This window comes from Paenibacillus sp. BK033, assembly GCF_004345425.1.
Classification (GTDB): domain Bacteria; phylum Bacillota; class Bacilli; order Paenibacillales; family Paenibacillaceae; genus Pristimantibacillus.
In genome coordinates this window covers 26612-42183 of the sequence record NZ_SLVP01000014.1, presented here as the reverse complement: position 1 = coordinate 42183, position 15572 = coordinate 26612, and the positions used below count along the sequence as shown (strand labels likewise).

Sequence of the window (15572 nt, the reverse complement as noted above, 5' to 3'; positions counted from 1 at the left end):
CCTAAAGTTCCGGTCGCCGAGATGTCTCGCCATCCATGAAATTGTACGCCACGCCCTCGAATTATTAATCCTCATGCAAGAAATGGTATACTACACTGTAGAATCTGCATGTAGCAGGGAGGAGCATTGCGAATATGGCACAAACGATAACGGTAGTTGGCCTGGGATCGGGCGATCCCGATCAATTAACGCTTGGCGTGTGGCGGAGGCTGCAGGAGGCGGGGACGATTTATGTCCGTACGGAGCGGCATCCGGTGATGTCGCTGCTGCGGGAGCATCAGCTGGCTTATACGTCGTTTGACAGCGTTTATGAACAGCATGACACCTTTCCGGAGGTTTATGATACAATAGCGGATACGCTTGTCCGCAAGGCGCAGGAAGCATCCGCGCCAATCCTGTATGCCGTGCCGGGGCATCCGATGGTAGCGGAGCGCACGGTGCAGCTGCTGCGCGAGCGCTGCTCGCCGCTCGGTATAACGCTCGAGATTATCGGCGGCGAAAGCTTCCTTGACCAGGCTTTTACCCGTCTTGGCATTGATCCGATAGAGGGCTTTGCGCTGCTTGATGCGGCTGACCTGAAGGCGTCTCATGTGCAGCCGCGCGTACATACGATTATCGGGCAGGTCTATGACGCTTACACGGCATCGGATGTAAAGCTTGCGCTGATGGAGCGTTACCCGGATGACTACGAGGTTGTCGTTGGCCATGCGCTTGGAGTAACGGGCGAGGAACAGATTCTCAAGGTTCCGTTGTACGAGCTCGACCGGACGCCGGGCTTCGGCAATTTGTCGCTGATCTGGGTGCCGCGTACGGAGGATGATGCCGTTCTTAACCGTACGTTCGACCGTCTGCACGAGATCGTTGCTATTCTGCGCAGCCCTGAAGGCTGTCCATGGGATCGTGAGCAGACGCATCAGTCCATCCGCAAGAATTTCATCGAAGAGCTGTATGAAGCACTTGAGGCCATCGATAACGATGATCCCGACCATATGCGGGAGGAGTTTGGCGACGTAATCCTGCAGGTGATGCTGCACAGCCAGATGGAAGAGGAGACGGGAGCCTTTTCCGTCTATGACGTGATCGAAAGCCTGAACGAGAAGCTGATCTTCCGCCATCCGCATGTGTTTGGCGACCGCAGCGCCGGAGATGCCAGCGAGGCCCTTGGCAACTGGGAGCAGATGAAGGCGGAGGAGAAGAAGCGCAAAGGCGAAGACGATGCCCGCAAGTCGCAGTTGGACGGCATTCCGAAGGATCTGCCGGCGCTTATGAAGGCCTATCATCTTCAGAAGAAAGCGGCGAAGGTTGGCTTTGATTGGGACGAGCTGGAACCGGTTCTGACCAAAATAGAAGAGGAGCTGCGCGAGCTGCGCGAGGCGATAGATTCGAAGGATTCGGAGGAGCAGGCCGGGGAACTGGGAGATTTGCTGTTTGCGGTCGTGAACGCTTCCCGCTTTATCCACGCGGATCCCGAGGAGGCGCTCTCTCGCACGAATGCAAAATTTAAGAGCCGATTCTCTTATATTGAGGAACAGCTTCGTATAAACGGCAAAACTTTTGACCAGACTGATTTAACAGAAATGGATCGTTGGTGGGAGGAAGCGAAGCGACAATAGAGCCTCGGATTCGCCACGAATCGCAACATTTCTGCATCTTTCGGTAAATTTTTTTACTCGTGCAGCAGGATTTTTTTACTGACAAGCAGAATAAGTATCAACGTGTTTGTGTTTATGCTTAAAATTACCAAACAAACGGCAGCGCCCATTAGGAGCGTTGACCGAACAAAACAGGCGAATTGAATTTAGGAGGATATTAATAATGAACAAAACAGATCTGATCAACAACATTGCAACAAAAAGCGGTTTGACTAAACGTGACGTAGAAGCGGTATTGAACGGCTTCCTCGGCGAAGTGACTGACGCGCTTGCAGGCGGAGACAAAGTACAACTGATCGGCTTCGGTACTTTCGAAACTCGTAAACGTTCCGGCCGCGTTGGCCGCAACCCGCAAACGGGCAAAGAAATCTCCATCCCAGAATCCAAAGTTCCTGCATTCAAAGCAGGCAACAAGCTGAAAGACGCTATCAAGTAATTCATGCGTCTGGATAAATTCCTCAAAGTATCCCGGTTGATCAAGCGCCGTACGGTGGCAAAGGACGTGTCCGAGCAAGGACGCGTATGGATCAACGGCCGTGAGGCGAAAGCTAGCAGCACGGTTAAACCAGGGGATGAGCTTACGATCCAATACGGACAGAAGACGGTAACCGTTCGCGTCGAACGGATTGCCGAAACTACCCGCAAGGATGAAGCCGGTGAGCTTTACACTTTGATCAAGGAAGAACAACGCCCGCGCGAGGATAATCTCGGCTGGTAAACAACAAAGGGCTGTCACCTCAAGTGGCAGCTCTTTTTTTCCATTCTAAGAGTTAATATTTCTTCTCATACATAGCATAGAATTCTCCGGACTGAAACGCTCCCCGTCTAAGGACGGCGAAGCCGGTTCACCTTGATGCTCAGGAGGTAGGCACCTTTGATTGCAACCATGACGAATTTGCCCGAAATCCGTCCTTCAAAAGGCGGCGTATTAGGGATGACTTTTTCTCTCTTTGTTAAAAATGCCGCGGTGCTGCTGCTCATAACGGCCATTACGATTGTACCGGTCGAACTCATCGTCTGTTACGGTTTTTCTAACCTGTCTATTGATAGTATCCTCAAGGACATTGTTATCTCTCAGCTCTTTCTAACCTTATTGACCCCTGTTGCGGTTCATTATCTGGTTGAGAGACTTCGCGGAGGCAAGGGCAGCGTTGCCGATGCTTACCGCTGGGGGCTTCGCAAGTGGCTGCGGATGATCATGTATAATTTTTTGCAAGGCGTCATTTTTACGGCGGGGCTTCTGTTGTTCGTCATTCCGGGTTTGTTCATGTACGTAAGGCTTCTGCTGCTTCCCGCCGTCGTCTCCATCGAGAATACTTCCGTGACGAATCCGCTCGAGAGCAGCCGCAATATGGCCGCAGGGCAATTCTGGCGTTTTATCGGACTTGGCGTTGTAGTCAATCTATTTAGCTTTCTCATAGGGCTTGGCGCAAGCAAATTGCTGCTAGAGTCGGGGATGATCAACGGGATTACGGTTACGCTTTATTATTTGTTCATAGATTGGGTATCGCTGATTAGCGTTATTCTATCTCTTGTGTTGTATCTCACGATCAGAACGGAGCAATTTGGAGCGTCCGCTCGGGCGGCTGAAGAAGCTGCCGTAACAGCGTAACCGAAACGGCAAAGAGTAAGAGCGTTTCTCTCAAGGGAGATACGCTCTTTTTGTTTTCTATAAACAAACATATCAATGATATCATTAAAAATTTATTGTAAAACGATAAATACTGTGATACTTTAAGGGTGATTTTTCACTATGCAGAGGAGGGGCACACTTATGGAATTGCAGCCCTTATGGAATGCCGTTTGGTTACGCCGCATCCGGCAGCTTTTTATTTTTGGTTATCAGCAGGCCATGTCCTGTATTTTTCCGGTTATTATATTCGCGTCGCTCGCTTTAACGAAAGTTATATCCATACCCTACGTTCATCGTTACGATCTGCTGCTGCTGATCTGCCTGGTTGCCCAAGTTGGTATGGTTGCATTGAAATTGGAGACCGTCGACGAACTCAAAGTAATATGCATGTTCCATCTTATCGGATTGATGCTTGAACTGTACAAAGTGCACATGGGCTCCTGGTCTTATCCGGGCGAAGGCTGGTCGAAGCTGTACGGAGTGCCGCTCTACAGCGGATTTATGTACGCCAGCGTTGCGAGCTACATCTGCCAGGCGTGGAGGCGGCTGTCGATTTCCGTCTACGGTTGGCCGAGGCAGCGTTATGCCGTCATGGTCTGCGCAGCTATTTATTTAAACTTTTTTACCCATCACTATTTATGGGATTTGCGGTGGGTGCTGACGGTTCTTTTGGTTGCCGTCTTTTACCGGACATCCTTTACGTACAAGGTGGGGGGCAGGGAATACCGCATGCATGTTGTGCTGTCCTTCCTGCTAATCGGCTTCTTCATCTGGCTCGCGGAAAATATTTCGACGTTTATGGGGGCATGGGCTTACCCGGATCAGGAGCATGCCTGGCATATCGTCCATCTGGGGAAAATCAGCTCCTGGTTCCTGCTCGTTGTCATCAGCGTCATTATCGTGGCGCAGCTAAAGCGCGTAAAAAGCGCGAGGGACGGAGGCAATCCCGCGCTCTAGCGAAAGCGAATATGAAAGAGTAGAATTGCCCCGCGCGGATGTTCTAAAGTTCGTCCAACCCCCATAAGCTAGTCTCAAGCTATGCTTTCGAAGTGGAGGGACGGGTCAATGGTTGAACAAAGCAAAGGGCAGAAGCGGCAGGAAGTCAAAATGCTGAACCGCAAGCTGCTTGAAATCACCGGTGTGCTGAATGTGGAAAGTTTCGACAGCGAAGAGTTTCTGCTCGATACCGATCTTGGCTTCCTGATGATAAAAGGGCAAAACCTGCATATCAAGCATCTCAATCTGGAGCAAAACCTCGTTGCCATCGAGGGGTATGTCCATTCACTCGCCTACTTGGACGCCAATACCTCTACCAAAACAAAAGGCTTATTCGGAAAGCTGTTTAAGTGACCTCCTTAAGCCTTCAGTTCCTCACGATGGGGATGATGCTGCTGTCAGGCATCGGGATGGGCGTAATCTTCGACGGCTACCGGGTGGTGTCGAACGAATTGCGCTTTCCGCGGTGGACGCTGCCGGTACTCGATATGGCGTACTGGCTGGCCGCATCGCTCCTTGTGTTTCGTGTGCTGTACGCCAGCAACTATGGCGAGGTGCGGGCGTATGTATTCCTCGGCTTGCTTATTGGCGTGCTATGCTACTATTGGCTGCTGAGCAAACCGGTCATCCGTACGGTAAAATGGCTGATTGATGCGGTACGAGCCCTCATCCGGTTCACTGTGCGGACATTCGACCTTCTAATTGTGAAGCCGGTCGTTCTGTTATACAGGTTTATCCGCGTATTAATCGGATTTGGGACTGCACTCACTATATTCCTTCTAAAAATTGTGCTACAATTGGTTCGTCCGTTCTGGCTTTTGCTGCGTTTTCTGCTTGGTCCGCTTACGCGCCCGTTATGGCGATGGCTTGGACCAAAGCTTTCCAGCCTGCAGCTGAAGGAAAGAGGGGACAAGATCCTATCAGGCGTTATAAAATTATGGAAACGCCTGTTTTAACGTAGCCTAAGCTTTCCAACCATGAATCATCGCAAGGGTCCGGAAACGGCCGATGGGGTGATCATTCATTTTAGGAGGATTACCGTTATGACGACTGCCACAGCCAATCAATCGACAGGGAACGCAGGATCCAAACGCCGTCTGCGCATATGGGCCATGTGCATCACTCTATTTTTGTGCTGGGCGGCTTATACCTTTATTGGTCAGATCAAGGATGCGCGTGCCACGCAGGCGCAATTGACGGAGATCAAGAAGCAGGTAGATGAATCCACCTTGCAGTCCAAGCAGCTTCAACAACAGATCGATCGGCTTAACGATCCGGAATATATCAGACAACTTGCAACGAAGGAACAAGGAATGGTAACACCTGGAGAACAGCAGATTCAGGTCATTAAATAGACGCTACAACGGGTGAACGTCTGTTGACCTTACTTTGACGATTCGGTTATAATCACGATAGTAACGCTATTTAGCTTAGGGAGGAACATTTTATTTTATGGCAATTGAAGTAGGGGCCAAGTTAGAAGGCAAAGTGACAGGCATAACGCATTTCGGAGCATTCGTTGATTTGTCCGGGGGTGTCACAGGGCTCGTTCACATCTCGGAAATTGCCGATAACTACGTCAAAGACGTGAAGGATCACCTGAAAATTGACGATGTTGTTAAAGTCAAAGTGATCAACGTTGATAAAGACGGTAAGATCGGACTTTCCATTAAACAGGCAGTTGACCGGCCTGAGGGCCAAGCAGCGCCACAGCGCGAACCACGCGCAGGCGGTGGCGGCGGTTTTAACCGTGGAGGCGGCGGCGGTCAAGATCGCGGTGGACGTCCTTTCAACAAGCAGTCGGCTGGCAGACCGTCTTACAACAAACCGTCATTCGAGGATAAAATGTCTCGCTTCCTGAAAGATAGCGAAGAACGTATCTCCTCCCTCAAGAAAAATACCGAAGGCAAACGCGGCGGCCGCGGTGCTAAACGGGTCTAAGCTGGATTTTATACAATCATATGAGGGCAGAACCTAAACGGTTCTGCCTTTTTTACCACAAAAGACCTTATAAATTCCGAGAGTCGGAATTTATAAGGTCTTTTTGGCGATAAAACCTACAGCTAAACGCGGTCGCCCATCTTCGAGTTGCATCGATCCGGGATTTCTCACGGCAGCACGCCTTCTCGCTACTCCCCAAAATCTGTGTTTATCAAAAACGCAAGCAGGGTATTAAAGCTCATCCCGTACGGAGCGACAAACTTCCTCATAAAAGCAGGCTCCAGCATTTCTGACGAAGCAGCTCAATGGTGTTTATCTGCGCCCAATTCGGTCCCGCAAGCAAGCAAAAGACGACTAATCCCCGTTTTTTAACCCCCGCTATGCGCTTTTTTCAAAAAATATACCTCATTTCAAAAAAAGTTTCAGCTTGTTTCCCCGATACTCCCTGCAATCCCGACAGCAGAAAACAAAGATTTCGCGTGCAGTCCGCGGCGCGGCGCGACGGTTTTTGTTGAAGCGGCAGTAGTGCCAATAGTCACGTGTCAGGTTTAAACCCAGTAACGGCGCGGATTTGAAAGCGTTGACAATTTGTGGATGAAGGATTTGGCTTTTGTCGGAAAAAACTTCGGCACACCCACGGTAAACTGACAAACTTCATACGGACATGCTCCTATAATGAGAACCACAACAAAACGAAATGGGTGGTGTTCGAAATGAAAAAAGAAAATGTCATTATGTTTCCTGCGGGTGAGCAACAAATGGGATGGGGACGTTCCATGATGGAGAAGGGCCGCGGATGGTTATCTTCGAGAAGGCTGGTTCAGCTGGTGCTCGCGAAAAAATGGACAATCATGCTCGTGGGGCTTGGCTTCCTGCTCGGAAGGGCGGTGATCTTGGAATCCCTGATGCCCTTCGCTGCGGCTTACTTTGCGGTCGTCTACTTTCTTCGAAAAGACGCGTTCGCCTGGACAGCCGTTTCGCTGGTCGCCGGGAGCTGGTTCGCGGTTACGCCCGCACCCTTATGGATCGGGATGGAGCTCGCCGTTCTATTCTTATTATTTAAAGGCCTGGAGGCTTACGAGAAGGCGGAGCTCGGGACTGCTCCCTTACTCGTCTTTATCTCCACCTTACTTGTGCAGCTATTTGGACTCTTCATAGGAGATACGATGAGCTGGTATGGATTCATGATGGTGGTGGTGGAGGCAGCGCTCAGCTTTGTGCTTACGCTTGTCTTTATTCAGGCCATACCGGTTCTGACCATGGCGAAGAAGACCGCCTCTCTCAAGAATGAAGAGATTATCTGCCTCATGATTCTGCTTGCCTCCGTTATGACCGGAGCGGTAGGCTGGCAAATTTACGGTCTGTCCGTTGAACATATTATGTCGCGCTTCCTGCTCTTGTTGTTTGCCCTTGCGGGCGGTGCTCCGCTTGGGGCCTGTGTAGGCGTAGTTGCCGGACTCATCCTTAGTCTCGCCGACTTTAACGCGGTTGTGCAAATGAGTCTGCTTGCTTTCGCGGGGCTATTGGCCGGCCTTCTGCGCGAAGGCGGCAAAGCGGCGGTTGCCTTCGGCATGCTGCTCGGCACTTCAATCCTTGCCATCTATGTGGGAAGCGGATCGGATGTGATGACCTCGACATGGGAGTCGGTCACCGCGGCTGTCCTGCTTATGCTTACCCCCAAAATTATGATTCGAACCATCGCCCGCTATGTTCCGGGTACAAACGAGCATGCCAAATCGCAGCATGAGTATGCCAAGCGCGTGCGGGACGTAACGGCGGAGCGGGTATCCCAATATTCGGAGGTGTTCCGCCAGCTCTCGAAGAGCTTTGGCCAGCTGAATAACAACAACACGGCAGGGGCCGTGAAGCAGGAGGAGGAGCTTAATCATTTCATGCAGGCGGTATCGGCGCGCAGCTGCGCGGACTGCCATAGGAATAAAGCTTGCTGGGAGGGCAAGTATTTCCAAACCTATCAAATGATGAAGGACATGATCTCGGCGGTGGACGAGGACCGCATTCCAACGCATAATATGCCGCGCACATGGGCGTCCCATTGCGCTAAGCCGGCTCAGGTGCTTGGCATTATCGAGCAGGAGTACGAGCTTTATAAGAATGATATGCACTGGAAAAAACAAATATTCGATTCCCGCCAGCTTGTCGCGGATCAATTATCAGGCGTATCGCAGGTGATGGAGGACCTGGCGCACGAAATTAAAAGGGAGGGGCAGACCCTGCATCTGCAGGAGGAACAGATCCGCGAAGCATTGGAGGGACTAGGATTATCCATACAGGAGATTGAGGTTATTAACCTGGAGGAGGGGAACGTGGAAATCGAGCTGTACCATCATTTTGCCAGGGGGTATGACGAATGCCGCAAAATTATCGCTCCGCTCTTATCGGATATACTGGGCGAGCATGTGGCCGTCAAATCAGAGCGTCCGGCGGAAAAGAATGGGGAACCAACCCTTGTCGTATTTGGTTCGGCCAAGGAATTTGAGGTAGAGACAGGCATTGCCGGTGCCGCCAAAGGTGGCGATCTGCTGTCGGGAGACAGCTTCAGTATGCTCGAGCTTGGCAATGGCAAATTCGCCGTAGCCATTAGTGACGGCATGGGCAATGGAGAACGCGCGCGCCAGGAGAGCAGCGCTGCCCTGTCGATTTTGCAGCAGCTTCTGAAGTCCGGGATGGATGAGAAGCTTGCCATCAAATCGGTTAATTCGATTCTTCTCTTAAGGTCGCCGGACGAGGTGTTCGCGACGATCGACCTGGCGATGATCGACTTATATACGGCGAGGACGACCTTCATGAAGATTGGCTCGACGCCAAGCTTTATTAAACGCGGAAACGAGGTGATTCCGGTAACGGCGAATAATTTGCCGGTCGGTATTTTGCAGGATATCGAATTCGACTTGATTTCGATGCCGCTGCAGCCGGGCGACACGATCGTCATGATGAGCGACGGCATTTATGATGCGCCGGGCCATGCGGTTAATAAGGAGATGTGGATGAAGAGGATTATCCAGGAGCTTAAGACCGATGAACCGCAGGACATGGCGGATGCCTTGCTGGAGACGGTGGTGAGGTACCATGAGGGCGATATTAAAGACGATATGACGGTGCTTGTCGCAAGGATCGATAAGCATTTGCCGGAGTGGGCGTCATTCCGTTGGCCGGGAATCAACCGGATGGAGCGGCCGCGGACGGTTAGCTGAAGGAGGCAGATGACAAATGGGCGGATGCAGGCTCTTAGACCGAAGCGCGGCAGTTTGCGCTTTGGCTCAAGAGCCTTTTTGCGCGGTTAAAGCCCGAATAATAAATTTTTCTTTGCAAAGGCTGCATAATTTCTCGGGAAATAGGGCAATCTAGCGGTTTATCCCTCGCTCCAAACGGCAAAACTGATAGAGAGGTCATGCTTGTTTGAAGAGGAGGCAAGAAATAATGAAACAAATATTGCTGGTAACGGACGGCTGCTCCAACGTCGGAATGAGTCCGGTTGTAGCGGCGGCGCACGCGAAGGCGGAAGGCATCGCGGTCAACGTGGTAGGTATTCTTGATTATGGTGATGTGGGAGAGCTTGGCGCATCGGAAATAGAAGAGATTGCCCGTGCCGGAGGCGGTCTGAGCAGGCTTGTGAATATGCGGCAGCTGTCGCAGACGGTTCAAATGATGACGAGAAAAACGGCGGTTCAAACGATTCAGCTGGCAGTCCAAAAGGAATTGAAGCAGGTGCTTGGCAACGGTTCGATCGAGGCGCTCCCACCCGAGAAGCGGAGCGAGGTCGTCCGCGTTATCGACGAGCTTGGCGAGACGTCCAAGCTGCAGGTTGCCCTGCTGATTGACGCAAGCGCCAGCATGAAGCCGAAGCTTCGCGCGGTGGAAGAAGCGATTCATGACCTTATGCTAAGCCTGCAGGCGCGACAGGGGCAAAGCGAGATTGCCGTATTCCATTTCCCAAGCAGCAAGCACGGCGAGGACTGCAAGCTGGATCTGGATTGGACCGATAATCTGAAAGGCATTTCTTCTATATTTACGAAATTCCCCATGAGCGGGACAACGCCAACGGGTCCGGCAATGATGCAGGTCATTGATTTTTACCGGCAGGGGGATTATGGTAAGAAGAGCAGAAACGATGAAACGGATGGGATGATGAGTGACTACGTCGTTTAAGTTGAATCTCCGACGCGGTGCGGTTGTAACGGGGAAATGGAATCATTCCCGTTATCGAGTCGAGCGGCTGCTTGGAGAGGGAGCGAACGGCAAGGTTTATCTCGTTCATGCTGACCGCGGCTGGTGCGCGCTAAAGGTAGGGATGGACGCCGTTGATTTGCAGTCGGAGATTAATGTTCTGCAGGCGCTCGAGAAGCAGGACCGGAAGCAGACCTACCTTTATGAAGTAGATGACCTGCTTGGAGAGGGTGGCAAAGAGTATCCTTTCTATATTATGAGATACGTGCGCGGCGTAACGATTTCCGAGTTCCTGGAGAAAAACGGGCCCGAGTGGTTTCCGCTCATTGGTCTTAACCTGCTTGGCAAGCTGGCCGAGCTTCACCGTAAGGGCTGGGTGTTTGGCGATCTGAAGATCGATAACGTGCTGGTTGCCGATTACGGATACGTAGAGCTGGTTGATTACGGCGGCGTTACGGCGATGGGCAAAGGGATCCGCCAGTTTACCGAAATCTATGACCGCGGGTTCTGGAATGCAGGGTCGCGATCGGCGGATGCCAGATACGATCTGTTTTCCTTCGCCGTGCTATGCATCATGCTCCATGAGCCGAAGAAGCTTCACGCGCTGACGGGAGGGCTGCCGCAAATCCGTTCAACCGAAGAGCTGGAACGCTTAATTGGCGAGTGCAAAGGGCTGGTTCCCGTAGCGGGCTGGCTGAGGCAGGCGCTCGGCGGGCAATTTTTTGACGCTTCGGAAGGAGCGGAGGCCTGGCGAAGACTGCTGCACCGCAAGGATACGCGGGTGAAGAGCGCGAAGACGCCAGGCTGGCTGAAAGGGCTCGCCGCCGTTTCGGCGGTTGTGCTCGGCCTTTCGGTTTACTGGCTGCTTCGAAGTGGTATATAGCTGATATATAGAAGAAACATATACTAAAAGGGGAATGGGGAGATACATACGCATATGGAAACGGGAGACCATAAGCTGCTGACCGACATGATGAAATACGCAGCAACCGAACAGCTATGGTCAAAGGGCGACCGGATCGTGGCTGCCGTATCCGGCGGTCCCGATTCGATGGCTCTGCTGCATCTGCTTTGGCTGGCAGCCCGGCAGGATCAGCTCACGCTTATTGCGGCTCATGTTAATCATGGCTTCCGCAAGGAGGCTTCCCGGCAGGAGGCGGAGGTTGTCCGCCGATATGCGGAGAGGCTGGGCGTACCCTTCGAGATGATCGAGCTCGACATGCCCGCATACATAGAGGAAACGGGAATGAACGCGCAATCCGCGGCGCGTGAGAGGCGTTATGCCTTTCTGCATGAAATTGCGGTAAAATACGGAGCATCCGCCATCGCGCTTGCCCATCATGCGGATGACCAGGCGGAGACGGTGCTGATGCGCGTCATCCGCGGAGCGGGCTTAACCGGACTCGCGGGAATAGCCGCGAAACGGAAAGAAAAAAACGTGGAACTTATTCGACCATTACTTCGTATGAACAAGTCAGACATTGTGCGCTACTGCTCCGGGCAGGATGTTCCGTATTGCCTCGACAGCAGCAACAATGAGCGATATTACTTTCGGAATGTCGTTCGGCTGGATGTTATTCCCTATCTTTCACGATTTAATCCTCAGCTTAATCAGTCTCTAAGGCGGATCGCCGATGTGGCGGGGGCGGAGGACGAATGGATGGAGCTGGAAGGACAGCGGCTCTTTACATCGCTTGTTACGTTGGCGCCGGATGAATGCAAGCTTAATGCCGGTGAACTGACCGGTCTTCATGTCGCTTTACAAAGAAGATTGATTAAACTAATATTAAATTATCTTTCGAAGGATGCAGATATTGCCTCCTTTGACGCGATTGAGACGATGAGGCTTGCGGCAGCCCCTGCAGCCCCGAGTACCTGGCGATACGATGCAGGCTCGGGTGTTCGGTGCATCCGAGAGTATGGCAGCATCCGATGGGTGCGAGTGCTTAACGCATCGGGAACGTCCGAAGACGGCTATGCCTTTTCCATTTCCGGGGATTCGAGGTCGGTGCGTATGACAGCCGGCGGAAGAGTACTTCATATCGAGCGGCTGAAGCGGGGTGAAGCGGTAAAACCTGCGGGACGGAGCGAGGTGTGCTTTGACGCAGATCAGCTTGTATTTCCGCTTACGGTGCGTAATCGGCAGCCTGGCGACCGAATTCAGGTTTTAGGATTAAATGGGTCCAAAAAAGTGCAAGATATGTTCGTTGACGAAAAGATCGCGCCGTCCGAGCGTGAGCGATATCCGCTGCTTGTTGATGCGAATAACCGCCTGCTCTGGATTCCGGGGATACGACGTTCAAGCCATGCTCAAACCGGCCATGAGACAACGGACTTCCTGTTCATTCGGATGGAGAACGAATAAGAAGCACTGCTGTATTCATAATTATAAAGTGAAAGATATGGGAGGATTTACATTTTGTTGAACGATATTAAAGAGGTGCTCTACGACGAAGGACAAATCAAGGCGAAGGTGAAGGAGCTTGGCGAAACGTTAAGCCGCGACTTCGATGGGCGTAATCCGCTCGTTATTTGCGTCCTCAAAGGTGCATTTATTTTCATGTCTGACCTGGTCAAAGAGATGCCGATTAAACTTGAGATCGATTTTATGGCGGTATCGAGCTACGGGGCTTCGACCAAATCGTCGGGCGTCGTAAAGATTATTAAAGATCTTGATGCTTCCGTGGAAGGGCGCGACGTCCTGATCGTCGAAGATATTATTGACAGCGGTCTGACGCTGAGCTACCTGATCGATGTGCTGGAGCGCCGCAATGCCAAGTCGGTTACGGTTGCCACGCTGTTCGACAAGCCTGCACGCCGTTCGGTTGATCTCGAAGCGGACTACACCGGCTTCTCGCTGCCGGATGAGTTTGTTGTCGGCTACGGCCTCGATTACGCAGAGAAATACCGCAACCTTCCGTTCATCGGAATTCTGAAGCCGGAAGTTTACGAGAAATAGAATTTGCGGTTAAACCGGCATGTCTCCCCTCACTCTTGGTTCTATTGAGATGGAAAGTCATGCTATGTTAAAATATTAAAAGCGTCTTGAGAGGAGGTAGGGGATGAATCGGATCATCCGTAATACTGGATTTTATTTGATCATCTTTTTAGTAACGGTTGGGATTATTCAGTTTATCAGCAGCCAAAATAATACTACCGTCGGAATTCGATACGATCAGCTTCGCCAAGCAATCAGTTCCAACAACGTGGAAGAGCTGACCGTGAAGTACGATGGTTATACTTATTTGGTTTCAGGTAAATATAAAGAACCGCCTGCGGACTCCAAAAACGGAGAAAAGAACTTCTCCTCGCGTATCGGTCTAGAAGCGGGGCAGGATATTCTTGATGCAGAGAAGCAATACGGATTTAAGCTGAACTACAAGCCAATGGATACACCCAGCATCTGGCTTACGTTCCTTACTTCCATAATTCCGTTTGTGATCATATTTATTTTGTTCTTCTTCCTGATGAATCAAGCTCAGGGCGGCGGCGGCAAAGTAATGAACTTTGGCAAAAGCCGTGCAAGGCTGTACAACGAAGAGAAGAAGCGCATTACATTTGAGGATGTGGCGGGTGCCGACGAAGAGAAGCAGGAGCTTGTCGAAGTCGTTGACTTCCTGAAGGATCCTCGCAAATTCAACGTCGTGGGCGCGCGTATTCCGAAGGGCGTATTGCTTGTGGGTCCTCCGGGTACCGGTAAAACGCTCCTTGCCCGCGCGGTAGCCGGCGAGGCTGGCGTACCGTTCTTCAGCATCTCCGGTTCGGACTTCGTGGAAATGTTCGTCGGCGTCGGCGCATCCCGCGTCCGCGACTTGTTCGAGAATGCGAAGAAAAACGCTCCGTGCATCATCTTTATCGACGAGATCGATGCGGTTGGCCGTCAGCGCGGCGCCGGACTTGGCGGCGGACATGACGAACGCGAGCAAACGCTCAACCAATTGCTCGTTGAGATGGACGGCTTTGGCGCCAACGAAGGCATTATCATCGTCGCTGCGACGAACCGTCCGGATATTCTTGACCCGGCGCTTCTTCGCCCGGGACGCTTCGACCGCCAAATTACGGTTGACCGTCCAGACGTGAAAGGCCGCGAAGCGGTACTGAAAGTCCATGCGCGCAACAAGCCGCTGGCAAAAGACGTGAAGCTAGATGTGATTGCGAAACGTACGACAGGCTTTACCGGCGCGGATCTCGAGAACCTGCTGAACGAAGCAGCGCTTCTTGCAGCCCGTCGCAATAAGAAAGACATTGCCATGCAAGAGGTTGACGAGGCGATTGACCGCGTAATCGTTGGTACGGAGAAGAAGAGCCGTGTCATCAGCGATCGCGAGAAACGCATCGTCGCTTACCACGAAGCAGGCCACACCATCGTCGGCTACTTCCTGGAGCATGCGGACATGGTACACAAAGTCACGATTATTCCGCGCGGCCGTGCCGGCGGTTACGTCATCATGCTTCCGAAGGAAGACCGTATGCTCGTAACGAAGCAGGAGCTACTTGATAAAGTAACGGGTCTGCTTGGCGGACGCGTTGCGGAAGAATTGTTTATCGGCGAGATTGGTACTGGCGCATACAGCGACTTCAAGCAAGCGACCGGTATCGTTCGCAGCATGATCATGGAATACGGTATGAGCGACAAGCTTGGCCCGATGCAGTTCGGCCAATCGCAAGGCCAAGTATTCCTGGGCAGAGATCTTGGGCATGAGCAGAACTATTCCGATAAGATCGCTTACGAGATTGATCAGGAAATGCAATTCTTCATTAATGATTGCTACAACCGTGCGAAGCAGTTATTAACGGAGAAGAGCCGAGAAGTACATCTGATCGCTCAAACGCTTCTTAAAGAAGAAACGCTCGAGCTTGAGCAAATCAAGAATTTGATTGAATCCGGCGGCCTTGAAGGCGGAGATGAGTCTGCAGGAGAAGGCAGCGGTGCGGCGGAATCCTCTTCCGAACCAATCGTTGATACGATCGGCGGCGTGAAGGTCCGTATTCAGACCCGCGATGCAGGCGAGATTACACCTCCTGAGCTGGATGAACAAAAACCAGACGACGAAGATCCGAACAAAGGATCTTAATAAGAATCAGCTGTCCGATGTTTGCCTGATAGCAAACGAAGGACAGCTGTTTTTGTTTGCCGTTTGGGTTTTAGGGGTATTAACCAGAGA

At 51.7% G+C, this 15572-nt stretch carries 15 protein-coding genes; all 15 read left to right on the top strand.

What is annotated here, in order from left to right; genetic code table 11:
• The first annotated feature begins 134 nt into the window (after positions 1-134).
• Positions 135-1613 carry a bifunctional methyltransferase/pyrophosphohydrolase YabN gene (gene yabN / locus EV294_RS27825; protein ID WP_132312941.1) on the top strand — a complete coding sequence of 493 codons (1479 nt, stop codon included), beginning with the start codon at positions 135-137 and terminating at the stop codon, positions 1611-1613.
• Positions 1614-1815: 202 nt separating this feature from the next.
• On the top strand, positions 1816-2088 hold the full coding sequence (locus tag EV294_RS27820; protein WP_012772051.1) for an HU family DNA-binding protein: 273 nt from the start codon (positions 1816-1818) through the stop codon (positions 2086-2088).
• 3 nt (positions 2089-2091) lie between these two features.
• Positions 2092-2370 carry an RNA-binding S4 domain-containing protein gene (locus EV294_RS27815; RefSeq protein WP_132312939.1) on the top strand — a complete coding sequence of 93 codons (279 nt, stop codon included), beginning with the start codon at positions 2092-2094 and terminating at the stop codon, positions 2368-2370.
• 156 nt (positions 2371-2526) lie between these two features.
• Complete coding sequence (locus EV294_RS27810; RefSeq protein WP_132312937.1) at positions 2527-3264, top strand: hypothetical protein; 738 nt, start codon at positions 2527-2529, stop codon at positions 3262-3264.
• Positions 3265-3426: 162 nt separating this feature from the next.
• Entirely contained in the window at positions 3427-4242 is an 816-nt protein-coding gene (locus tag EV294_RS27805; protein WP_132312935.1) for a DUF817 domain-containing protein, read from the top strand.
• Positions 4243-4350: 108 nt separating this feature from the next.
• Positions 4351-4635: a sporulation protein YabP gene (gene yabP / locus EV294_RS27800; RefSeq protein ID WP_127496999.1), complete on the top strand. Its 285-nt coding sequence runs from the start codon at positions 4351-4353 to the stop codon at positions 4633-4635.
• Positions 4632-5237 carry a spore cortex biosynthesis protein YabQ gene (gene yabQ / locus EV294_RS27795; protein WP_132312933.1) on the top strand — a complete coding sequence of 202 codons (606 nt, stop codon included), beginning with the start codon at positions 4632-4634 and terminating at the stop codon, positions 5235-5237. Before yabP ends, yabQ begins: the two co-directional genes overlap by 4 nt.
• An 87-nt stretch (positions 5238-5324) precedes the next feature.
• Positions 5325-5636 carry an FtsB family cell division protein gene (locus EV294_RS27790; RefSeq protein ID WP_165930831.1) on the top strand — a complete coding sequence of 104 codons (312 nt, stop codon included), beginning with the start codon at positions 5325-5327 and terminating at the stop codon, positions 5634-5636.
• Positions 5637-5733: 97 nt separating this feature from the next.
• The gene (locus EV294_RS27785) at positions 5734-6222 is read left to right on the top strand and encodes a S1 domain-containing RNA-binding protein (RefSeq protein ID WP_127496997.1); all 489 of its coding nucleotides are present in this window, start codon (positions 5734-5736) and stop codon (positions 6220-6222) included.
• Positions 6223-6935: 713 nt separating this feature from the next.
• A complete protein-coding gene (gene spoIIE, locus EV294_RS27780) occupies positions 6936-9434 on the top strand; it encodes a stage II sporulation protein E (RefSeq protein ID WP_132312929.1) in 2499 nt (832 codons plus the stop codon).
• 226 nt (positions 9435-9660) lie between these two features.
• The gene (locus EV294_RS27775; RefSeq protein ID WP_132312927.1) at positions 9661-10389 is read left to right on the top strand and encodes a vWA domain-containing protein; all 729 of its coding nucleotides are present in this window, start codon (positions 9661-9663) and stop codon (positions 10387-10389) included.
• Complete coding sequence (locus EV294_RS27770; protein WP_132312925.1) at positions 10373-11290, top strand: serine/threonine protein kinase; 918 nt, start codon at positions 10373-10375, stop codon at positions 11288-11290. Before EV294_RS27775 ends, EV294_RS27770 begins: the two co-directional genes overlap by 17 nt.
• A gap of 54 nt (positions 11291-11344) precedes the next feature.
• Positions 11345-12772, top strand: a complete 1428-nt coding sequence (gene tilS, locus EV294_RS27765) for a tRNA lysidine(34) synthetase TilS (RefSeq protein ID WP_132312923.1) — start codon at positions 11345-11347, stop codon at positions 12770-12772.
• Between the two features lie 54 nt (positions 12773-12826).
• On the top strand, positions 12827-13366 hold the full coding sequence (gene hpt / locus EV294_RS27760; protein WP_012772064.1) for a hypoxanthine phosphoribosyltransferase: 540 nt from the start codon (positions 12827-12829) through the stop codon (positions 13364-13366).
• A gap of 103 nt (positions 13367-13469) precedes the next feature.
• On the top strand, positions 13470-15482 hold the full coding sequence (ftsH, locus tag EV294_RS27755) for an ATP-dependent zinc metalloprotease FtsH (RefSeq protein WP_132312921.1): 2013 nt from the start codon (positions 13470-13472) through the stop codon (positions 15480-15482).
• Positions 15483-15572 lie beyond the last annotated feature (90 nt).

Excerpts from the sequence above, each read along its gene's own strand:
- yabN (WP_132312941.1), top strand. The coding sequence starts at position 135 with ATGGCACAAACGATAACGGTAGTTGGCCTGGGATCGGGCGATCCCGAT.
- EV294_RS27820 (WP_012772051.1), top strand. The coding sequence starts at position 1,816 with ATGAACAAAACAGATCTGATCAACAACATTGCAACAAAAAGCGGTTTG.
- EV294_RS27815 (WP_132312939.1), top strand. The coding sequence starts at position 2,092 with ATGCGTCTGGATAAATTCCTCAAAGTATCCCGGTTGATCAAGCGCCGT.
- EV294_RS27805 (WP_132312935.1), top strand. The coding sequence starts at position 3,427 with ATGGAATTGCAGCCCTTATGGAATGCCGTTTGGTTACGCCGCATCCGG.
- yabP (WP_127496999.1), top strand. The coding sequence starts at position 4,351 with ATGGTTGAACAAAGCAAAGGGCAGAAGCGGCAGGAAGTCAAAATGCTG.
- EV294_RS27790 (WP_165930831.1), top strand. The coding sequence starts at position 5,325 with ATGACGACTGCCACAGCCAATCAATCGACAGGGAACGCAGGATCCAAA.
- EV294_RS27785 (WP_127496997.1), top strand. The coding sequence starts at position 5,734 with ATGGCAATTGAAGTAGGGGCCAAGTTAGAAGGCAAAGTGACAGGCATA.
- spoIIE (WP_132312929.1), top strand. The coding sequence starts at position 6,936 with ATGAAAAAAGAAAATGTCATTATGTTTCCTGCGGGTGAGCAACAAATG.
- EV294_RS27775 (WP_132312927.1), top strand. The coding sequence starts at position 9,661 with ATGAAACAAATATTGCTGGTAACGGACGGCTGCTCCAACGTCGGAATG.
- tilS (WP_132312923.1), top strand. The coding sequence starts at position 11,345 with ATGGAAACGGGAGACCATAAGCTGCTGACCGACATGATGAAATACGCA.
- ftsH (WP_132312921.1), top strand. The coding sequence starts at position 13,470 with ATGAATCGGATCATCCGTAATACTGGATTTTATTTGATCATCTTTTTA.